This window comes from Paraburkholderia sp. GAS41, assembly GCF_050436545.1.
GTDB lineage: Bacteria > Pseudomonadota > Gammaproteobacteria > Burkholderiales > Burkholderiaceae > Paraburkholderia.
Map to the genome: position 1 here is coordinate 63,630 of NZ_JBNDMK010000016.1, position 21,316 is coordinate 84,945.

At 62.7% G+C, this 21,316-nt stretch carries 19 protein-coding genes and 1 pseudogene; 4 read left to right on the forward strand and 16 right to left on the reverse strand.

Going from position 1 to position 21,316, the window contains the following annotated elements; all coding sequences use genetic code 11:
* Nucleotides 1-9: 9 nt before the first annotated feature.
* The 16 genes and pseudogenes from P3T43_RS21460 to P3T43_RS21535 all read right to left on the reverse strand — a co-directional run bounded on the left by P3T43_RS21460 (nucleotide 10) and on the right by P3T43_RS21535 (nucleotide 16,518).
* A complete protein-coding gene (locus P3T43_RS21460) occupies nucleotides 10-690 on the reverse strand; it encodes an urease accessory protein UreF (protein ID WP_429283148.1) in 681 nt (226 codons plus the stop codon).
* Entirely contained in the window at nucleotides 677-1,408 is a 732-nt protein-coding gene (ureE, locus tag P3T43_RS21465) for an urease accessory protein UreE (RefSeq protein WP_429283052.1), read from the reverse strand. The genes P3T43_RS21460 and ureE overlap by 14 nt, the downstream gene beginning before the upstream one ends.
* Before the next feature lie 3 nt (nucleotides 1,409-1,411).
* Nucleotides 1,412-3,118, reverse strand: coding sequence for an urease subunit alpha (gene ureC / locus P3T43_RS21470; protein ID WP_429283053.1), 1,707 nt, complete (start codon nucleotides 3,116-3,118; stop codon nucleotides 1,412-1,414).
* Between the two features lie 67 nt (nucleotides 3,119-3,185).
* On the reverse strand, nucleotides 3,186-3,491 hold the full coding sequence (locus P3T43_RS21475) for an urease subunit beta (protein WP_429283054.1): 306 nt from the start codon (nucleotides 3,489-3,491) through the stop codon (nucleotides 3,186-3,188).
* Nucleotides 3,492-3,510: 19 nt separating this feature from the next.
* Entirely contained in the window at nucleotides 3,511-3,813 is a 303-nt protein-coding gene (gene ureA / locus P3T43_RS21480; protein WP_074266173.1) for an urease subunit gamma, read from the reverse strand.
* A 498-nt stretch (nucleotides 3,814-4,311) separates the two neighbouring features.
* The gene (locus P3T43_RS21485) at nucleotides 4,312-5,193 is read right to left on the reverse strand and encodes an urease accessory protein UreD (protein WP_429283055.1); all 882 of its coding nucleotides are present in this window, start codon (nucleotides 5,191-5,193) and stop codon (nucleotides 4,312-4,314) included.
* A 182-nt stretch (nucleotides 5,194-5,375) separates the two neighbouring features.
* On the reverse strand, nucleotides 5,376-6,068 hold the full coding sequence (urtE, locus tag P3T43_RS21490; RefSeq protein WP_429283149.1) for an urea ABC transporter ATP-binding subunit UrtE: 693 nt from the start codon (nucleotides 6,066-6,068) through the stop codon (nucleotides 5,376-5,378).
* An 858-nt stretch (nucleotides 6,069-6,926) separates the two neighbouring features.
* The gene (gene urtD / locus P3T43_RS21495; protein WP_429283056.1) at nucleotides 6,927-7,790 is read right to left on the reverse strand and encodes an urea ABC transporter ATP-binding protein UrtD; all 864 of its coding nucleotides are present in this window, start codon (nucleotides 7,788-7,790) and stop codon (nucleotides 6,927-6,929) included.
* On the reverse strand, nucleotides 7,787-8,977 hold the full coding sequence (gene urtC / locus P3T43_RS21500) for an urea ABC transporter permease subunit UrtC (protein WP_429283057.1): 1,191 nt from the start codon (nucleotides 8,975-8,977) through the stop codon (nucleotides 7,787-7,789). Before urtC ends, urtD begins: the two co-directional genes overlap by 4 nt.
* A 1-nt stretch (nucleotide 8,978) precedes the next feature.
* The gene (gene urtB, locus P3T43_RS21505; RefSeq protein WP_429283058.1) at nucleotides 8,979-10,604 is read right to left on the reverse strand and encodes an urea ABC transporter permease subunit UrtB; all 1,626 of its coding nucleotides are present in this window, start codon (nucleotides 10,602-10,604) and stop codon (nucleotides 8,979-8,981) included.
* Between the two features lie 160 nt (nucleotides 10,605-10,764).
* The gene (urtA, locus tag P3T43_RS21510) at nucleotides 10,765-12,063 is read right to left on the reverse strand and encodes an urea ABC transporter substrate-binding protein (RefSeq protein ID WP_429283059.1); all 1,299 of its coding nucleotides are present in this window, start codon (nucleotides 12,061-12,063) and stop codon (nucleotides 10,765-10,767) included.
* 529 nt (nucleotides 12,064-12,592) lie between these two features.
* Nucleotides 12,593-13,445: pseudogene (locus P3T43_RS21515) on the reverse strand (DUF3443 family protein).
* Nucleotides 13,357-13,599, reverse strand: a complete 243-nt coding sequence (locus P3T43_RS21520; RefSeq protein WP_429283060.1) for a hypothetical protein — start codon at nucleotides 13,597-13,599, stop codon at nucleotides 13,357-13,359. Before P3T43_RS21520 ends, P3T43_RS21515 begins: the two are co-directional and overlap by 89 nt.
* Before the next feature lie 303 nt (nucleotides 13,600-13,902).
* On the reverse strand, nucleotides 13,903-14,226 hold the full coding sequence (locus P3T43_RS21525) for a rhodanese-like domain-containing protein (protein WP_429283061.1): 324 nt from the start codon (nucleotides 14,224-14,226) through the stop codon (nucleotides 13,903-13,905).
* A 48-nt stretch (nucleotides 14,227-14,274) separates the two neighbouring features.
* Complete coding sequence (locus P3T43_RS21530; protein ID WP_429283062.1) at nucleotides 14,275-15,597, reverse strand: IS110 family transposase; 1,323 nt, start codon at nucleotides 15,595-15,597, stop codon at nucleotides 14,275-14,277.
* Nucleotides 15,598-15,864: 267 nt separating this feature from the next.
* The gene (locus P3T43_RS21535; RefSeq protein ID WP_429283063.1) at nucleotides 15,865-16,518 is read right to left on the reverse strand and encodes a protein-L-isoaspartate O-methyltransferase family protein; all 654 of its coding nucleotides are present in this window, start codon (nucleotides 16,516-16,518) and stop codon (nucleotides 15,865-15,867) included.
* Between the two features lie 310 nt (nucleotides 16,519-16,828).
* Between P3T43_RS21535 and P3T43_RS21540 the strand changes: the two genes are divergently transcribed.
* Genes P3T43_RS21540 through P3T43_RS21555 form a run of 4 tightly spaced genes read left to right on the forward strand, consistent with a single transcriptional unit; the run spans nucleotide 16,829 to nucleotide 21,313 of the window.
* Nucleotides 16,829-17,815, forward strand: a complete 987-nt coding sequence (locus tag P3T43_RS21540) for a LacI family DNA-binding transcriptional regulator (protein WP_429283064.1) — start codon at nucleotides 16,829-16,831, stop codon at nucleotides 17,813-17,815.
* A 3-nt stretch (nucleotides 17,816-17,818) separates the two neighbouring features.
* Nucleotides 17,819-19,306 carry a sugar ABC transporter ATP-binding protein gene (locus tag P3T43_RS21545; RefSeq protein ID WP_429283065.1) on the forward strand — a complete coding sequence of 496 codons (1,488 nt, stop codon included), beginning with the start codon at nucleotides 17,819-17,821 and terminating at the stop codon, nucleotides 19,304-19,306.
* A complete protein-coding gene (locus P3T43_RS21550) occupies nucleotides 19,287-20,300 on the forward strand; it encodes an ABC transporter permease (RefSeq protein ID WP_429283066.1) in 1,014 nt (337 codons plus the stop codon). Before P3T43_RS21545 ends, P3T43_RS21550 begins: the two co-directional genes overlap by 20 nt.
* A gap of 50 nt (nucleotides 20,301-20,350) precedes the next feature.
* On the forward strand, nucleotides 20,351-21,313 hold the full coding sequence (locus P3T43_RS21555) for a substrate-binding domain-containing protein (RefSeq protein ID WP_429283067.1): 963 nt from the start codon (nucleotides 20,351-20,353) through the stop codon (nucleotides 21,311-21,313).
* The last annotated feature ends 3 nt before the right edge of the window (nucleotides 21,314-21,316 follow it).

The window sequence follows — 21,316 nt, forward strand, 5'->3', positions numbered from 1 at the left end:
GGGTCTGTTCTATGAGCGGAAGAGGCGCGAGTATTGCGACTCGTGACGTGCCGACAAAATGCCGAGTTGCGGCGCGAAGGTGTTGATGTCATCGGGCGTCGTGGCGAGCGCGCGCTGGACGGCGGCGTCGATGGGGCCGCGCAATGCCACGATAATGCGTTGTCCTGCCAATTGTCCCAGCGGGACGGCTTTTAACGCAGCCGCCGCCTGGTTTTCAACCCAGCTGAATGCGTAGGCCGCGAGTGCGGCGTCTGCGGCCACGTCATGGGAAAAGGCGGCGAAGGCAAACGCGCTTGGCTGGGCTAACGGTGTTAGCGCTGTGAGTGTGGCACGGCGTTCTGCGTCCCCCCATTCGAGCGAAATGCACAACTGCCGCAGCGACCAGCCCATCTGCTCCGTTTCGCGGCGCAGTTCGGCGGATTCGCGGCTCGCGAGGAATTCGCTATTGGCGAGCGCGAGACCCGCCGCGTCATGCGCATGCCAACGTTCGATCTGGTGCGCGAGAAACGGCAGTTCGCCGAGTGCGAGGACGTTGGTCAGGCCGCTAGCGATCCAGTCGCGGGCACTGTCGGCATCGGTGATCAGGTGCGCTTCGATGGCGGCTTCGAGGCCCTGCGAATAACTGAACGCGCCGATCGGCAAGGCCGGCGACGCGAGATGCAGCAAGGCCGTGAGTTCAGCGATGCGCATGCTTCGAGTGGTCATGGCTGTGATCGTGATCGCAGGAGGCGTCGCAGTCGCTGTGGTCGTGCGGGTGGTCGTGCCCATGGTCGTGGCTGTGAGGCTCGTTGTGCGCGTGGGTATGACCAGCGCCGTGATCATGATCGTGGCTATGAGCCTCGCCGTGATCGTGGGCATGACCGGCGCCGTGAGCATGTCCATGCTCTTGCCCATGATGCTCGCCATACACCTGCTGTGCGAGCGCATAGTCTTCAGCGAACGTCTCGTCATGCCCGTGCTTATGCCCGCCACCATAAGCGCCCGACTCCGGCTGGAACGGCAGCGTCACCTGCTCGACCATCGCGCCGAGCCGCTTGAGCATGTCTGCGAGCACCGGATCGTATTCGAGCTTCAGATAAGCCGCGCCTACTTCGACCGGCGTGTGCCGGTTGCCCAGGTGATAGGCCGCGCGCGTGAGCGTCAAGCCATCGCGCGCGGTGACCATCAATACCGCTTCGGCTGCCGCGATGACACGCACGAGCGCACCGTCCTGCGCCACCAGAATGTCGCCGTCGCGCAGCACCGTGCCGCGCGGCAACACCAGCGCGACGTCCTCGCCGTTGTCGAGTGTGGCGGCCAGACGGCTCTTGCGACGGGCGTCGAAATCGAGCGTGAGCGTCGGCGCGCGCTTCACCAGCACGGCCGCGAGCCTGATTTTCGGGTCAATGAGTTTATCGATGGTTCGCATGACTTAGAACAGGAAGTAGCGTTGCGCCATAGGCAGCACGGTGGCCGGCTCGCAGGTCAGCAACTGACCATCCGCGATCACCTGATAGGTTTCCGGATCGACGCTGATGGCGGGGCGCCACGCGTTGTGAATCATGTCGGCCTTGGAGATGTTGCGGCAGTTCTTCACCGGTACGATGCGCTTGGTCAAACCGTAGCGCTCGGCGATGCCGGCATCCGCGCCCATCTGCGAGACGAAGGTGAGCGACGTGCGTGCGAGCGCGCCGCCACGCGTGGCGAACATATCGCGGTAGTGGACCGGTTGCGGTGTCGGAATGGAGGCGTTCGGGTCGCCCATCTGCGCCATCGCGATCATGCCGCCTTTGAGGATCAGCGACGGCTTGATGCCGAAAAACGCCGGTTCCCAGAATACGAGGTCGGCCCATTTGCCGGGTTCGATCGAGCCGACTTCGTGCGAGATGCCATGCGTGATGGCCGGATTGATCGTGTACTTGGCGACGTAACGCTTTGCGCGGAAGTTATCCGCGCGCAGGTTGTCCTCAGGCAGCGCGCCGCGTTGCACCTTCATCTTGTGCGCGGTCTGCCACGTGCGGATGATGACTTCGCCCACGCGTCCCATGGCCTGCGAATCCGACGACAGCATCGACAGCGCGCCGAGGTCGTGCAGGATATCCTCGGCGGCGATCGTCTCGCGGCGAATGCGCGACTCGGCAAACGCGATGTCTTCCGCAATCGACGGGTCCAGGTGGTGACATACCATCAGCATGTCGAGGTGTTCTTCGAGCGTGTTGACCGTGTACGGCCGGGTCGGATTGGTCGACGACGGCAGCACGTTCGCCTCGCCGCATACCTTGATGATGTCCGGTGCGTGACCGCCGCCTGCCCCTTCGGTGTGATACGTATGGATCGTGCGGCCCTTGAAGGCCGCTACCGTCGCTTCGACGAAGCCGGCCTCGTTGAGCGTGTCCGTATGGATCGCCACCTGGGTGTCGGTGTCGTCGGCGACCGACAGGCAGTTGTCGATTGCCGCCGGCGTCGTACCCCAGTCCTCATGCAGCTTCAGGCCAATCGCGCCCGCGGCGATCTGCTCGGTCGCCGGATCGGGTCGGCTGACGTTGCCCTTGCCGAGAAAGCCGATATTCATCGGATAACCGTCGGCGGCCTGCAGCATCCGTTCGAGGTGCCACGGCCCAGGCGTGCAGGTGGTCGCATTGGTGCCGGTCGCGGGACCGGTGCCGCCGCCGATCATCGTCGTGACGCCGCTCGCGAGCGCCTCGTCAATCTGCTGCGGGCTGATGAAATGGATGTGCGTATCGATACCGCCGGCCGTCACGATCAGGCCTTCGCCGGCGATGACTTCAGTGGCCGCGCCGATCGCGATCGTCACGCCGGGCTGAATGTCCGGATTGCCTGCTTTGCCGATGGCCGCAATGCGGCCGTTCTTGATGCCGATGTCCGCCTTGACGATGCCCCAGTGATCGAGGATCACGGCGTTGGTGACGACCGTGTCCACGACGTCAGCGTGCACGCGCTGCGACTGGCCCATGCCGTCGCGAATCACCTTGCCGCCGCCGAATTTCACTTCTTCGCCGTAGGTGGTGAAGTCGCGCTCGATCTGGATCAGCAACTCGGTATCGGCGAGTCGCACGCGATCGCCGGTCGTGGGGCCGAACATTTCCGCGTATGCGCGGCGGCCAATATGTAAAGTCATGGAAAGGAATCCGGAAAGTGGCAAGGCAAGTGAGTGCGACGCACGATGACGAGGCGCATGCCGGGCGTCAGAGCGGTCCCATGACCTTGCCGTTGAAGCCATAAACGACGCGGTTACCTGCCAACGCAACCAGTTCGACGGTGCGTTCCTGGCCGGGCTCGAAACGCACGGCGGTACCGGCTGCGATGTTCAGACGGAAGCCGCGCGCCGCTTCGCGATCGAACGCCAGCGCCGGATTCACCTCATAAAAGTGGTAGTGCGAACCAATTTGCACGGGACGGTCGCCGGTGTTCGATACGGTGACCGACACCGTTGCGCGGCCCGCGTTGAGTTCGTGCTCGCCGTCGTCGGTGAGAATTTCGCCGGGAATCATCAGGGGCTCCGGGGCGGGATCAAGGAATCGGATGGTGGACGGTCACGAGCTTCGTGCCGTCGGGGAAGGTGGCTTCCACCTGAATGTCCGGAATCATCTCGGGCACGCCTTCCATCACGTCGTCGCGCGTGAGGAGCGTGGTGCCGTAGTGCATGACTTCGGCGACCGTCTTGCCGTCGCGCGCGGCTTCCATCAGCGCTGCCGAAATGAACGCGATCGCCTCGGGGTAGTTGAGTTTCAGGCCGCGCGCACGGCGGCGCTCGGCCAGCAATGCGGCGGTGAAGATCAGCAGTTTGTCCTTCTCGCGGGGTGTCAGCTTCATCGGATGTAGGGTTGGGGTTACGTTCGTCCCGGGTGGGACTAGCGTCGGATGCTATCGGGACGCGCCTCGTCGAGCGCGCCTGAAAAACCGCATGGGCCTGGCGACGAACCGCGACAAGCTTAACGCCAGATCAGCTTGCAAGGATATCCAGTAAAGCTAACGAAATCGTTACATTGTGGCGACACCGGTGTGCGGCTCCCGTGGTGCGGAGGCGATCAAGTCATGTTGTTTCGTTGGCGATCCGTAGGCAAACTGGCGGCCGTCGTTCGGGAGCCGTGACATTGCGGTGGCTCTGTAACGCAAGCTATGTGCCATGGCGGTGCGGGAGCCCGGAGCGGGGCATTCATGGATGATTTGCACCGTCGTGAGGCGCAAATGTGCGCCGGTTTGGTGCGGCAGTGAAAGTGGATCACGCCGCTAGTACCTACGTGCGTGCCTCTTTGCGTATTGGGCATTGCGTCCGCTGCGCGTCGGGCACTGCGTGTGCCGATCCGTTTTTCAGGTTGTCCAGATCCGCAGCGGCACCGCCTCGACACCATGCACGATGGGACGCAGTTGCAGCCAGCACTGCGTCAGCGCACGCTGCAGCGATTCCATTGATCGCGCCACGGCGCGCACTAGCACTACGCCTGGTGTGACGCATGTGGCGGCTGCGCGCATGGCGTCGTCGAACGGGAGTTGGGCGGTTAGCGTTTCGGCGAGGGCGTCGTCGCAGGCAGGACCCACCGCCCACAACGTGCCGTAGGCGGGGAAACCGGCGAGGCCTTGGGGCGCATCGCGCAGTGGGTCCGCGGCGCAGAGATTCGCGCGTTCGAGCCACAGCAATTGTGCTGCCGGACCGACGATACGCGAAATCGCGCGCAGTGAGCCCGTGGACCAGCGCTCACCCGCGGCCTGGCGGCCGAGTTGCGTGGCATCCCAACCGAGCGCCGTGGCGCCCTCCGCCATCGACAACGTGAATTCGAGCGTGGCATTGGCGTGATCGAACACGATATTGTTTTGCGGCAGCCAGTCGAGCTTCGCGTGAGGACCGACACGTACGTCGATCTGCTGTCGCGCCGCGCGATCGTTCGACTTGTACCACTTGGTGGCGCCGGGCGTAGTCAGCACCGCATGTGCACCGGCCTCGAGCGACACGTCGATATGGAGCTGATCGCCGCCCGCGATGCCGCCAGGCGGATGCACGATCACCGCATGGCAGATGGCCTGACCTTCTGGGTAGAGCGGGCGCTGCACGCGCAGCGGGCCGTCGTGCAGACGATGCGCGAGGGTCGTGCGCTCGACGTGCTTCGCGAAGCCGAGTTCGAGCCGGGCGCGCCAGTCTCCGTGTGAAGAGGTGTGCGCCGTGGCTAGCGTGGCGTGGTTTTCATGAAGCGACATGCAGGTCGATGTAGTAGGGCGATGCGTGACGGCGGTTCCGGCGGCGCGCGATGGCAAAGGTTGCGAGTGAGCGCGACCTCTGTCATTGCGCCACGAACACGCCGGGAGAATCTGGCGAGAATAGCATGTGCGTCTTGCCGCGCGTTGGGGGCGTGCGACGCATAGCGGGGCCGATGTTGGTGTTACACCGCGATGAGGGCGCGAACACCATCGGAGTCCATATTGACGCCTTCGCCACCGGCGACGATTTCACCGCGGCTCATGACCCAGTAGCGATCCGCGATGGCCTTGGCGAAATCGTAGTACTGCTCGACGAGGAGGACGGTGAGGCCCATTTCTTCGACGAGTTGACGCAGTGTGCGGCCGATGTCCTGGATGATGGAGGGTTGAATGCCTTCGGTGGGTTCATCGAGGATGAGCAGTTGCGGCTCGCTCATGAGGGCACGACCGATGGCGAGTTGTTGCTGTTGTCCACCGGACAGATCGCCGCCGCGACGGCTGCGCATATCCTTCAGGACTGGGAAGAGTTCGTAGATGCGGTCGGGGATTTTGGAAGGGGCTTTTTTGCTGGCGGCGCCGACCATCAGGTTTTCTTCGACCGTCAGACGCGGGAAGATGTCCCGGCCTTGCGGGACGTAGGCTAGGCCGTTTGCTACGCGGGCATAGGTTGGCAGTTTTGTTAGCGGCGTTCCGCGCCACGCGATGGCGCCGCTTTTGGTTGGGACTACGCCCATCAGGCAGCGGAGTAGTGTGGTTTTGCCTACGCCGTTGCGGCCTAATAGAACGGTTAGTTTGCCGTCCGGCACGGTTAGTTTCACATCTCGGAGGATGTGGCTGCCACCGTAGTATTGGTTTAGGTTGTTTACTTCTAGCATTTGTTGGGTGTCCTTTGTGGGTTGCTGGTTTTTGCCTGCGGCGCCTTGGTTTGTTGTTGTTCTTGCGGTGTTGGCCTTTCCTTGTTTTGTTAGTGGTCTATTCGCTTCGCCCCTGTGCGGGGCAGCACTCACTTTCTTTGCCGCCGCAAAGAAAGTAGGCAAAGAAAGCGGGCTCACACCGCCAGCCCGTAGCGAGCCATCTCGGTCTGCCAGCGGAAACGGCCCAACACGAGACGCGTCCTCGCACCATCCACCATAGTGACAAAGCATTCATCCGCTTCAGCGTCGCGCTTCGCGCCCCGCCGTTGGGTATAACCCCCATTAATGACGCCAACGATACTCACGCCTTCAACCCCAAAATCAAACCGCTAACCGCTAACCGCTAACCGCTAACCGCTAACCGCTAACCGCTAACCGCTAACCGCTAACCGCTAACCGCTAACCGCTAACCGCTAACCGCTAACCGCCAAACTGCTAAACCACGAAACTGGGGACCTGTTTGCGCCGCGGGGTTTTTCATGGTGAACCGTACCGGGGCGCACGGAGTGCGCGCGCGGGGTGGATGAGTGCTTTGTCACTGGGTTGGGTGGTGCGAGGGAGGATCTTGTCTTTGGCCGTTTCCGGTTCAAGAAAAGAGATGTCTCGCTACGGGCTGGCGGTGTGAGCCCGCTTTCTTTGCTTACTTTCTTTGCGGCGGCAAAGAAAGTGAGTGCTGCCCCGCACAGGGGCGAAGCTAATAGACCGATAACAAAGCAAGGAAAGGCCAACACCCGAAGCAAACAACCAACCCAACCCAAACCCAAACCCAAACCCAAAAAAACGAAAACAAAAGCCGCCAGCCAGGCAAAAACCAAACCCTCACCTCCCAAGATAAGACTCAACAACAGTCTCATCCCGCTTGACCTCATCAAGCGTCCCATGAGCCAGAACCCGGCCCTCGGCCATCACAGTCACCTTCCCGGCATCGCCAGAAAGCGCAGCAACAAACTCCATATCATGCTCAACCACCATCATGGAGCAGGTGCCCCGCAAATGGTTAAGAAGCTCGGCTAACTGCATGGTCTCGTCATCGGTCATGCCAGCCGCAGGCTCATCGAGCAAAAGCAGCGCCGGTTGCTGCATCAGCAACATCCCAATCTCGAGCCGCTGCTTCTGTCCATGAGAAAGCTCTCCGGCAAGCCGCCTCGCCTCGCTCTCGAGTCCAATCAGCGAAAGCGTTTCTTCGATCCGGGATTGAGCCTCTCCATCGAGCCGCGCTCGCAACGACGCCCACCACCCCTTGTCGGCCTTCATCGCCAGTTCGAGATTCTCCCAAACCGGATGCTGCTCAAACACGGTCGGTTTCTGAAACTTGCGCCCAATCCCCGCACGCGCAATCGCAGGTTCGTTCATCCGCGTGAGATCAATCGTCTGCCCCAGAAAAACCTTGCCGGAATCCGGCTCGGTCTTCCCGGTGATCACGTCCATCATTGTTGTTTTGCCCGCGCCGTTCGGTCCGATGATGCAACGCAATTCGCCCACATCAATCGACAGCGTCAGTGCATTCAAGGCGCGAAAGCCGTCGAAGCTAACCGTCACATCCTCGAGATACAGAATCGTCCCGTGCGATACGTCGATCTCGCCCGGTGTCACCACGCGCCCAAAATCCGCTACGCCGCTCAGCGAGGTTTCGTTCGGGTCTTCCGGTAAAGCCAGGTCAGGCACCATCGGGTTCTCGTTCATGAGCGGTTCTTCCTGTGCAGCACGGTTTCGATCAATCCCATGATGCCGCGCGGCAACAGCAACGGCACCAGCACGAAAATCAAACCAAGAAAGAACAGCCAGTATTCAGGGAAATTCGCCGTGAAAAAGCTCTTCGCGCCATTCACCGCAAACGCGCCAATGATCGGTCCAATCAGTGTGCCGCGTCCGCCTACCGCCACCCAGATCGCCATTTCAATGGAATTGCCCGGTGACATCTCGCCCGGATTGATGATGCCCACCTGCGGCACATACAGCGCCCCAGCAATCCCGCACAGAATCGCAGACACCGTCCAGATAAAGAGCTTGTAGCCGAGCGGGCTGTAGCCAAGGAACATCAGCCGGGTTTCGCCATCGCGCACCGCCGTGACGACCCGTCCGAGCTTCGACGTGACGATCGCCCGTGCACCGAGAAACGCCAGCACCAGTACCGCAAAGGTAATCAGAAAAAGCGCCGTGCGCGTACCCGGATGCGTAATCGGAAAGCCGCCAATCCGTTTGAAATCCGTAAAACCGTTGTTGCCGCCAAAGCCGGTTTCGTTGCGGTAAAACAGCAGCATCGCGGCGAACGTCATGGCCTGCGTGATGATCGACAGATACACGCCCTTGACCCGCGAGCGGAACGTGAAGAAGCCGAACACCCAGGCGATCACGGCCGGCACCATGATCACCAGCAACAACGCAAACCACAGATGCTGGGAGCCCTCCCAGTACCACGGCAGCGCATGCCAGTTGAGGAACACCATGAAGTCCGGCAGGTCGCTCTGATAAACACCCTCGTGACCGATCGAACGCATCAGATACATCCCGATCGCGTAGCCGCCCAGCGCAAAAAACAACGCATGACCCAAGCTTAGGATGCCGCAATAACCCCACACGAGATCCAGCGCGAGCGCGCCGATTGCGTAGCACATGAACTTGCCCGTCAACGTCATCATGTACGCGGACAGGTGGAACGCACTGGTTTCCGGCAGCACCAGTGCGGAGAGCGGCACGCCGAGTCCGATCGCGATGATGAGCGCAATCAGTGCGATCCAGGCAGGCCGCGACAGCAGCGCGGGGCGCGCCGGCAGGCCCAGCGCAAAGCCGGATTGCACGGCGCGTCCGGCGCCCTGCGGTTCGCCGGAGCCGGATGAGGTGACCGAAGCAGGAGAGGTTGCTGATGTCATCTCATGCCTCCGCGCTGCGGCCCTTCAGGGCAAACATACCCTGCGGCCGCTTCTGGATAAACAGCACGATCAGCACGAGCACCGCAATCTTCGCGAGCACAGCGCCCCAGAACGGTTCGATGGCCTTACTGATCAGTCCGAGGCCGAAGCCGCCAATCACCGTGCCGGCGAGTTGGCCGACGCCGCCCAGCACCACGGCCATGAACGAATCGATGATGTAGCTCTGACCCAGATCCGGGCCGACATTGCCGATCTGCGACAGCGCGCAGCCACCGAGTCCCGCAATGCCCGCGCCAAATGCGAAGGCGTACGAATCGACGCGTGCCGTACGCACGCCGACGCAAGCAGCCATGCGGCGATTTTGCGTCACGGCGCGCACGAACAGGCCGAGGCGTGTTTTAGTCAGCACGGCCCACGCGATGCCCACCACGATCAGCGAAAACGCCAGGATCGCGAGGCGGTTGTACGGCAGGATCAAGCTCGGCATGACGGTGACGCCGCCGCTCATCCAGGCCGGGTTGCTCACCTGAACGTTCTGCGCACCGAAGATCATCCGTGTCGCCTGGATCAGGATCAGGCTGATACCGAAGGTGGTCAACAGTGTTTCGAGCGGACGTCCATACAGATGCTTGAGTACGAGCCGCTCCAGCACCATGCCCACCAGCGCCGCGGCAACGAACGAAGCCGGCACAGCCAGCAGCGGATACCAGTCGAACGCGCCAGGCGCGAAGCGCTGGAACAGGTTCTGGACGACATACGTCGCATAGGCGCCGATCATCAGGAATTCACCATGCGCCATATTGATGACGCCGATCAGCCCATAGGTGATGGCGAGTCCCAGCGCCGCCAGCAACAGCACGCTGCCGAGCGACAGACCCGCGAACAGCGTGCCCGCAATGGCGCTACGGCGCTGGATGGCGTCGAGTTCGTCAAGGCCAGCCTGCGCCGCGGCGCGCACGCGGTCATCGCTTTCGACGAAAGTCCCATCCGCCTTCCGCGCGACGAGCGGCCGCAACAGTTCGTTCATGTCGAGGTCGTGGCGTGCGGCTACCAGTTGCACGGCTTCGAGGCGGGTGGCGGCGTCGCTGTTGTGCAGCGCCGTCATGGCCCACAAGGTGTCGAGTTTCTTTTTCAGGTCCGGGTCGGTTTCCTTGGCGCGTTGCGCGTCGATCAGCGGCTTCATCGATGGATCGGGATTTTGCAGCAGCGCGTTAATGGCCGCGCGCCGCGTTTCCAGAACCGGCGAGTCGAGTTGCGAGCCGGACAACGCGCCCGAGACTTTCGAACGCAGCAGGTTATTCAGCGTGACCGGTTGCGCGTCGGGGGCGCTGACCGCCTTGCCGGTGATGGCATCCTTGGTGGCGTCGCCGTCCTGCAGCAGCACTTCGCCGGAATCGGTCGTGAGCGCGCTGTCCTCGGACAATGCCTTCAGCAGTGCCTGGGAAGGCGCATCGTGATTGGCGATCAGTTTGTCGATTGCCGCGGACTTCGCGTCGAAGTCGTCGCCCGCGAGCGGCGCGATGTCGGCCGGGGTCAGCGCGAACGCGGCCAGCGGCGCGCTGGTGACGAGCGCGATACCCAGCGCGCCGATACTGCGCCGTGCGAGCCTCAAAATGGAAAACGCCATGATGCCCTTTGAAATTGACCTGCAGGGCGGCGCGGCATCGAACCCGTCGAGGATGCCGCGCCGTCGAACCGCCAGACAGACGCGTACGTTTGCCAGTTGCGCCGGACGCAGCCGGCGCGACTGGCGCGTGGTGGGCGTGCACTGCACGCCCTGCGTGACCTCAGGCGACCCGCGAACGGCGCAGGAACGCCGGAATCGAACTCACCACATCCGGCTTGCCCGCGTTGCCGGCGATGTACGGGCTCCACGGTTGCGCGCGGATTGCCGTCTTGGTGCGCCACACCACGTTGAACTGGCCGTCGGCACGCACTTCGCCGATCATCACCGGCTTGTGCAGATGGTGATTGCCATCCATCGTCAGGACGAACCCCGACGGCGCATTGAAGGTCTGGCCGATCATCGCCACGCGCACCTTGTCGACATCCGTGCTCTTGGCTTTTTCTACGGCCTGCTTCCACATATGAATGCCGACGAACGTGGCTTCCATCGGATCGTTCGTGACGCGCTTGTCGCCGCCGGGCAGGTTGTTGTCCTTCACCCACTTGGCAAACATCGCCTTGAATTTGGCGTTTTCCGGATCGCGCAGCGACATGAAGTAATTCCATGCAGCGAGGTTGCCGACCAGCGGCTTGGTGTCGATGCCGCGTAGTTCTTCCTCGCCGACCGAGAATGCCACCACCGGCACATCCGTCGCTTTCAGCCCCTGGTTGCCGAGTTCCTTGTAGAACGGCACGTTCGAGTCGCCGTTGACGGTCGAGATCACCGCAGTCTTGCCACCCTGCGAGAAGGTCTTGATGTTGGCGACGATGGTTTGATAATCGCTATGGCCGAACGGTGTGTAGACCTCCTGAATATCCGCTTCCTGGACACCTTTCGACTGCAGGAAGGCGCGCAGGATCTTGTTCGTCGTACGCGGATAAACGTAGTCCGTGCCGAGCAGGAAGAAGCGCTTGGCACCGCCGCCTTCGGCGCTCATCAGGTATTCGGTGGCCGGAATGGCCTGCTGGTTCGGTGCGGCGCCCGTGTAGAACACGTTGCGCGACATTTCTTCGCCTTCATACTGCACCGGATAGAAGAGCAGGCCGTTCAGTTCTTCGAACACCGGCAGCACCGACTTGCGCGACACCGACGTCCAGCAACCGAACACCGCCGCGCACTTGTCCTGGGTGATGAGCTGGCGCGCCTTTTCGGCGAACAACGGCCAGTTCGAGGCGGGGTCGACCACCACCGGCTCGATCTGCCGTCCCATGACGCCACCGCTCTTGTTGATTTCCGAAATCGTCATCAACGCGGTGTCTTTCAGTGAGGTCTCCGAAATGGCCATCGTGCCCGACAGCGAGTGCAGGATACCGACCTTGATCGGACCCGTGTCCGATTGGGCATGAGCAAACGGGCTCTGGCCGGCGAGCGCCAACGCGCCAGACATTGACCCGAGCTTCAACAGACTGCGACGTTTCATTTGCTACCCCTTGCCATTAGTGATTAGTGAAGAGTGTTTTATGGGCGTCGATTTCAGCCATCCAAGGCTGTCCAGCATGGTTTGCCAGACCACTACTGCAAGGCACATGCCAAGCGGTAAAACTAACCGCGATCAGGCGCTAGCCGCGCTGCGATGCGGTCGTGCTGTCCTGGGTCATTGCGTGGCGATATGCCCGATGAGCGCAAACCTGGTGCACGTCACGGTGGGACGCCTTGTTGCGGTGCGCGCCGCGCTGCAACGAAGCGTCCTTAAACGCCAAAGAGCGGCCGCGGTGCATCGCCGCGTCGCCGTTGTGCATGAGCGGGAGGGTGGCTGCATAAGACGCAACTGGGGAGGCGACACGAAGACGAGTGAGCGCGATTCGGCGAACTCGATTCCAGCGCGTACGGCTGCGTTCTGGTTGAGCGAAGGGGCTTTTGTTCGAACGCGTGTGACGAATGGCGCCGGCGTTCGGGAGGGAGATTCACAAGACGCGTGCCGCGCGTTAGTCGCGCGGCACGCACGGCAGTCAGAACGCGACGAAGGGACCGGTCTGAGAGCCGATCCGCGCACCGTCGAGCACGGTGTACACGTTGCGACCGTAGAAGAACGGCAGGCCCCAGAGGAAGCCACCGTCCATCGGAGCGCCGAGAATATCGCTTGCGGCGGTCTGGCTGTTCCTGCGCCGGTGGTCGGCTTTATCGACGCGATAAACTGAGCAGCGTCGACGGGGTGAACCAATCGGACATGACCGGAATGGTCGCGTCCGGGACGCCGTAGACATTGGTGCCGCTGTCGATCGCGCTAAAGCTGAACGCGCGGCCCTTATACACCGTCGTGAAAAAACCGTTCTGATCGAGCGGCACAATGGTCGCCGCTGATGGCAATGCATTGTTTTTCTGGGTGCTTACACCGAATGTCAGCAGTCCCGTTGCGATGTCCTGACCGTTGGGCGATAAGCCTGGCAGGCTGACGATCGTGCCGTTGTTATCCGATGCGAAGTTGGCGACCGGGTTCATCACTTGAGTATCGAGTGGAACGCGCGTATTGGTGCATGCGCCAGACGAGGTGCAGTAGTAATAGGTCGCCGGCAAGACGGATTGCGCCGCGCCGGGCATATCGCGTATGCCCGCCCCGATGCCGATTACACCGTTTGCGGTGAGGCTGGCAACTGATCCCAGGTTCGTTCCGCCGCGTGAAACACAATCCGACGGCGCGGCGAACGAACCATCAGCGATGACCTGGACGGGAAGATTGCTCGCCACTTTTTCGCCAATCGTGACGTCGGCCCGTTTAATCCCGCCCCACGTGTAGCCGGAACCGAAGGTTGCGCAGCTTGATGCCGTCGGCGTCGCGCGATTCGTGCACCGAATAGGCCGCAGTGGAAGAGGTCGACGGGTTGGTCGAGGCGGCAGACGGCGAAGCGCGAAGCGATATCGCAGAGGATGCCCCGCTCATGGGTGCGCCCCCGAGTACGGCGTAAGAAGTGAGCGGCGAAAGTGTTGCCGCGGCCAGCGTGATCATCACGAATCTCATCAGACTGCTCCGAAAAATGGGTCGGAGCATGTTGCCTTCAATCAACTAATGAGGCCGCGAGAAATTTCCCAATGGACGGCGCGAAACTACGCTGTGGTTTGAACTGGAGAGGAAGCGGGCGACGGACACGACGCGTCCGCAGGGCCAGCCTCGAACGCGTTCGCCGCAAGACACAGCATGAAGCTGCGCGAACTGGCACGCTGGCGTGTTAAATGGGATTGGTGTGGGGATTGGGGAAAGAGATGAAGCAGCGAGGCCGCCGGTGACCCCACCGCGCGCGGCCCACGCAAACCAAGAATCAAATCAGTAAGTCGGCACAGCCGGATCGACCTGCCGGGACCACGCATCAATCCCACCCTGCAGATTGAACACGTTCTTATGCCCGCGCGATTCGAGGAACATCGCCACCTGCGCGCTGCGCGCACCGTGATGGCAGATACACACAATCTCTACGTCGTCGTCGAGTTCTTCACTGCGAGCCGGAATCTCGCGCATCGGAATGGACACCACGCCGGCCATCGACGCCGTCTGGATTTCCCACGGTTCGCGCACGTCGAGCAGCACGGGCGCGGGACGCGATTGATCGGCGAGCCATTCGGCCAGAGCGGGAGCAGTCAGGTTTTGCATCGAAAGTCTCTCAAGAAACAAAATAAAGGGCGTAAAGGGCGGCCTGTGTCATGGGGCAGTCTCCATGGGATTGAGCTGGAAGCCCAGTGCAGCGGCGCGACGTTTTAGGGCGGCGATGCTGTGCTGGCGCTGCTGTTCTTCATAGCGCTGCTGGCCCTGGTCGACAAAGGCTTCGCCGCGGGTGAGCATGAAGTACACCATGCGGGCCAGCTTGTGGGCGACGGCGGTATTGGCGCGGGGCTTGTCCATGCGGGTGCACAGCCGGCGGTAGAACGCGCCAAGCGCGGAATCGCAATGCGAGAGGGTCATGGCCGCCATCTTCAGGGCCTGGCGGGCCCGGTTGGCCGAGCGCCGGGTGCCCGAGGACAGCACCTTGCCGCCGCTGATCTTCGTGGCAGGACATAGCGCGAGCCACGAGCAGAAGTGCTTCACGGTAGCGAAGCGGCTCAGGTCCGGACCGATTTCCGACAGCAGCTTCATCACCACCGTCACCCCCAGCCCGTTGATGCGCGTGAGGTCCACGCCGGCCCAGTTGGCCAGCGCCTGGCGAACCTCGAATTGCGCGCACGACCGGGTGCCAGCCCTGGGTGGGGTTCCAAGCTCGACACGACTCGTGCCGCGCTCGCTCAACAGTGCCCGCAGCTTCGCATCGCACTCGCCCAGATGCCTGGCCATGTCGTCGTACATGGCCAACGCCTGACCCAGCACGAACAGGTGCTCGTCGCGCCAGTTGCCCGTCAGTGCCCGGGTGATCTCCTGGGCACTGGCCTTGACGCGGCCGTGGCGGTGCCGCGCCAGGACCTGCGGGTCGCGCTCGCCGGCCACAATGGCGCGGATGATCGCCTGGCCGGTCTGCCCCATCACGTCGCTGAGCACCTCGGTGAGCTGGATATTCATCTGCACCAGCGCCTTCTGCATGCGCTGCACCCAGCGCGTCTGCTCAGTGAGCAGTACCTCGCGCTGGCGGGCCACCGCCCGCACCACGCAGACTTCGCCGTCTGGACGCCAGGCCGCCCGCAGCAGTCCCAGGCTCATCAGCTTCTGCAACCACTGGCAATCCTGCACGTCGCTCTTGCGCCCGGGTACGTACTTCATCTGTCGCGCATCGACCAGCCAGACCTTCAGGCCCCTTTGCTCGAGCACTTCGTACACCGGTATCCAGTAGACCCCGGTCGACTCCAGCGCCACCGTGTCGACCCCGCAGCCCAGCAGCCAGTCGGCCATCGCGTTCAGGTCATCGGTCATCGCCCCGAATTCACGCACGGGCTCGTCAGTCGCACTGCGCGGCACGGCCACCCAGTGGCTGGAGCCGCCCACATCGATCCCCGCCGCGTTCGGGAACACCTCGTCGTCTCGCTTGCGCATCGCCATGGCTTGCTCCACTATCGTTGATGAACGGCAGCGCCATGGGAAGCGTCGAATTCGACTCGATCTCTCAAACGGGATGCGGCTTGCGCCGCTCACCACTGTCGCCGACGATTCCCGGACCATGCTCAGAAGCGGGCTCACACCGTGACGTCCGTTAACGCCACGGGCTCGCACCAATGCCAGGTCGGTCATCTCGGCGTTGCCGTTCCCTTTTTATAGGACAGAATCGTTTCTTTGCGAACGCCGAGCGCGGTCAGGGGCTTGGGATGCTCAGAACTTGAAGCGCGGCGGCTGCAGGGCGTTGATCAGCGGTTCGACGTACGTCTCGAACACATCGGCAATGCGGTACTGCTTTTCGTCGATGCGCGTGATGATCTGCGCCTTCATCACCGGCGCGGTGCCGACAAATACCGCCAGACGGCCGCCAACCTTCAGATGCTCGAGGATCTCCTGCGGCAGAACCGGCAGACCGCCCGAGACGCAGATCACGTCGTACGGCGCCGCTGCCGGCCAGCCGCGCGAGGCGTCGCCGGTTACGACTTCCGCATTCTGCACGCCGTTAGCAGCCAGATTGGCCTTCGCGAGTTCGGCGAGTTCCGGTTCGATATCCACGGTGAGCACATGCTGCGCGCGGTTCGCGAGCAGCGCCGCCATGTAGCCCGACCCCGCGCCGATTTCCAGCACACTTTCATGCTTCTTCACCGCCAGTTCCTGCAACACGCGCGCTTCGATGCGCGGCGCCAGCATGTGCTGGCCAGCCGGCAGCGGCACTTCGAAGTCGACGAAAGCGAGCTCGCGGTAGACCGTGGGGACGAAATTTTCACGCTTGACGATCGACAGCAGATTCAGCACGTCCTGGTCGAGCACTTCCCAGGGACGGATCTGCTGTTCGATCATGTTGAAACGCGCTTGTTCGATATTCATGGTGGATTCGGCGGTTCGGTTTAGGTGCGACCCGTGGGGGTTCGGGACAACGGTGGAATTGTACCAAACTGGGGGCGCAACCCGTCTGCGGACGGGCAACCTGGCCGCCATCGCGCGGCTATCGTGCGGCATTCGGGCGTGACCCTGGTGGCAACCCGGCCCGTGTTAATCCCTACAAAACTGTCCTTGCGATTCGCCGAACCATCGCGCAAAAATGTAATCGATTACATTTTTGCGTCAAAACAACGTGCCCAAACCGCGCCAGTCTGGAACTCCAACGCCTCGATCTGAACCCGGCCCGGCAGAGGGCATGTCCATTTCAGGCGTCGCGGAGCAGGCAGGCGTTTCGGTCGCGACGGTGTCGCGGGTTTTGAACGGCCATGCCAATGTGCGTCCGGCCACCCGCGACAAGGTGCTGGCGGCGGTCGACGCGAGCGGCTACCGCGTCAACGAACTCGCCCGCAACCTGCGCACCGCCGAAAGCCGCCTGCTGCTAACCATGGTGCCGGACGTCGGCAATCCGTTTTACGCGGAAATCGTGCGCGGCATTGACCGGGTGGCCCGCCAGCACGGCTATTTCATGCTGCTGTGCGACACCGGCGCCGATCCGGGCCGCGAGCGCAGCTACTTCGACCTGCTGCGCCGCCGCCGCGCGGATGGCGCCATCTGCCTCGATCCTGCCACGGTGCAGCAGGCGCTCGCCGAGGAGTCCGGCGCGCTGCCGTGGGTGGCGTGCTGCGAGTTCGATCCGGCGGTCGGCGTGCCGTATGTCGGCATCGACAACTATCGGGCCGCCGGGGACGCCGTGCGGCATCTGCTGGCACAAGGGCATCGGCGCATCGGCCTGATCAATTCCGATGTCGCCTACCTCTACGCGCGGCAGCGCCAGCAAGGCTACCTCGACGCCCTGCGCGAGGCCGGCATCACACCCGACGAGCGCTGGCGCATGAACCTGAACAGTCTCGACTACGAAGCCGGCGCGTCCGCCGCCGCGTTGCTGATGACGCAGCGCGACGCGCCGAGTGCGATCTTCGCCGTTTCGGACACCCTGGCAATCGGCGTGATCCACGGCCTGCGCAGTGTCGGCAAGCGCGTGCCGGCCGACGTCGCCGTGGTCGGCTTCGACGACATTTCGCTCGCCGCGCAGATCGATCCGCCGCTCACGACCATCGCCCAGCCAATGCGCGAGCTCGGCGAAACCGCCGCGCGCCTGCTGCTGCAGCGGCTGGCGAATCCCCTGGCAAGCGTGCCCGGCGTGCTGTTGCCGCACCGGCTCGTGATTCGCGGGAGTGCGTAAGCCATGAGTCTCGCCGTGCGTTTCGACGACATCCGCAAGGACTTCGGCCCGGTGCGCGTGCTGCACGGCGTGAGCTTCGAGCTGACGCCGGGCCGCATCTACGGTCTGCTCGGCGAGAACGGCGCGGGCAAATCGACGCTGATGAAAATCCTCGCCGGCTACGAGGCGGCGACCACGGGCACCTTGCTGATCGACGGTGAGGCGCAGCAATTCGCCAGTTCGCGCGAGGCGGAAGCCGCCGGTATCGTGCTGATCCACCAGGAGTTCAATCTGGCGGAGCATCTGTCGATTGCGCAGAACATGTATCTGGGCCACGAAAAGCGCCGCGGCTGGCTGCTCGACGACGCGGCGATGCGCGCCGAGGCCACGCGCTTTCTCGCGCAGGTCGGTCTGAAGAAACCGCCTGATACGAAGGTGCGCGCGTTGATCGTCGCGGAAAAGCAGATGGTGGAGATTGCCAAGGCGCTGTCGCGCCACGCGCGTCTGCTGATCATGGATGAGCCCACCGCCACGCTCACGCCGTCCGAAACCGAGCGCCTGTTTGCCTTGATGGCGAAGCTGAAGGCCGAGGGCGTGACGATCATCTACATCTCGCACAAGCTCGATGAGGTCGAGCACATCACCGACGAGGTGATCGTGATGCGCGACGGCCGCTTCGTCGCGCGCGGCGCAACCGCGGGTCTCGCGCGCCAGCAGATGGCCAACCTGATGGTGGGGCGCGACGTCTCCGACATGTTCCCGGACAAGGCCACGGTGAGCGCCGACGCGCCCGTTGCGTTGAAGGTGGAAGGCCTCGTCGTGCCGGATTGGGTCGAGCATCTGAGCTTCGAGGTGCGTGCAGGCGAAGTGCTCGGTTTCGCGGGCCTCGTGGGCGCGGGGCGCACGGAAGCCTTCGAGGCGATTCTCGGCTTGCGCCGCCGCAGTGCCGGACGCATCGAGATCGGCGGCCGCGTCGTCGAAGTGAAGCGGCCGCGCGACGCCATGCGCCACGGGCTCACGTATCTCAGCGAAGATCGCAAGGGCAAGGCGCTGCATGTCGATCTGAACCTGCAGGACAACCTCACGCTGATGACGCTCGAGCATTACGCGCATCCGCTGCTCGATCTGAAAGCGGGACGTGCCGCGCTCAAGCAGGCAGTCGGTGACTTCGGTATTCGGACGGGCGATCTGTCGAGCCGCGCCCGCATGCTCTCGGGCGGCAATCAGCAGAAGCTCGCGCTCGCCAAGTTCCTGCAGCCTGAGCCCAACGTGATCGTGCTCGACGAACCCACGCGCGGCGTCGATGTCGGCGCCAAGCGCGACATCTATTTCCTGATTCACCGGCTCGCCGCGCAAGGACGGGCTGTGATCGTCATTTCATCCGAACTGATCGAGCTGATCGGCCTGTGCCATCGCGTCGCCGTGATGCGCGCGGGCCGTCTGCAGGCCACGCTCGATCTCGACCACCTGACCGAAGAGGAGTTGATCGCTCATGCGACCGGCACCCACTGAAGCCGCACAATCCGGCCGAGCCATGCGTCTCGCCCATCATCTGTATGGGCTGGGGCCGCTGGTGGGCCTCATCGTGCTCTGCATCACCGGCACCTTGTTGAATCACGATTTCGCTACCGTCGACAACCTGATGAACGTGCTCACGCGCACCTCGTTTATCGGCATCATCGCGGTGGGCGAGACCTTCGTGATTATTTCCGGCGGTATCGATCTGTCGGTCGGCTCGATGGCCGCGTTGATCGCCGGCAGCATGATCTGGCTGATGAACGGCTTGTCGGCGGGCGTCGGCGGACACAGCTTCGCACCGCTGACGATCATCGCCATTGGCATCGTGCTGGCGTTCGTGCTGGGTGGGCTGTTCGGCTGGGCGCACGGTCTGTTGATTACCAAGGGGCGTATCGAACCGTTCATCGTCACGCTGGGGACGCTCGGGATTTTTCGCGCGGTGCTCACGTGGCTGGCCGACGGCGGTGCGCTCACGCTCAACAACTCGCTGACCGATCTCTACAGTCCCGTCTATTACGCGAGTCTGCTCGGTGTGCCGGTACCGATCTGGGTGTTTCTCGTGGTGGCGGCGGGCGGCACGCTGATCCTCAACCGTACCGCGTTCGGCCGGCATGTGCAGGCCATCGGTTCGAACGAGCAGGTCGCGCGTTATGCGGCGATCCGCGTCGATACGGTAAAGATCATTACTTACGTACTGCTTGGCATTTGTGTCGGCGTCGCGACCGTGCTGTACGTACCGCGGCTCGGTTCGGCCACACCTACTACCGGGATCCTGTGGGAACTGGAGGCGATTGCGGCGGTAGTGGTCGGCGGTACCGCGCTCAAGGGCGGAGAAGGACGCGTGATCGGCACGGTGATCGGCGCGATCCTGCTGTCGGTGATCGCCAACATTCTGAATCTCACCAGCATCATCAGCGTGTATCTGAACGCGGCGGTGCAGGGCGCAGTGATTATCGTCGTGGCGTTTTTGCAGCGCGGGCGGCGGTAAGGAAGGGGCGGTGGGCAAGCACTAAAACTGGTCGACATAGGAGACACGACATGAAGCAGGTCATTCGAGCGATCAGCGCCGGCGTGCTGGCGTTGGGGATTCTGGGAGCAGCGGGCGCAGCGCGTGCCGACGACAAGGTCATTCTGGGTGTGGCGATACCCACGGCCGATCACGGCTTTACGGGCGGCATCGACTGGTGGGCGAACAAGGCCAAAGAGGACATGGAGAAGGCGCATCCCGATCTCAAGGTGATCCTCAAAACGTCGGCGAGCGCGCCGGAACAGGCCAACCAGTTGCAGGACATGGTCACGGTCAACAAGATCAATGCGCTCGTGATCTTCCCGCATGAATCGGCCTCGCTGACCCAGCCGGTGGCGCAGGTGAAGAAAAAGGGCATTTACGTCACGGTGGTGGATCGCGGTTTGACCGACACGAGCGCGCAGGATGCCTACGTGGCCGGTGACAACACGGCCTTCGGCAGACTGGCCGGCGAGTACTTCTGCAAAAGCCTGAACGGGCAGGGCGACATCGTCGCGTTGCGCGGAATTCCCACCACGCTCGACAACGAACGCTATACCGCGTTCACCACGGCGTTGAAGGCCTGTCCGGGCGTGAAGGTGCTCGATGCGAAATACGCCAACTGGAATCGCGACGACGCCTTCAAGGTCATGCAGGATTACCTGACGCGCTTCAAGCATATCGACGGAGTCTGGTCGGCTGACGACGACATGTCGGTGGGTGTGCTCAAGGCGATCGATCAGGCGAAGCGTACGGACATCAAGGAAGTGCTGGGCGGCGCCGGATCGAAAGAGATGATCAAGCGTGTGATGGACGGCGACAAGATCATCAACGCAGACGTCACGTACTCGCCGAAGTTCATCTACGACGCCATCAAGCTGACGGCTGAAGCTCGTCTGAAAGGCCAGACGCTGCCGCCGAAGACGATCATTCCGTCGGTACTCGTCACGAAGGACAATGCGAAGGACTACTACTTCCCGGATTCGCCGTTTTAACGC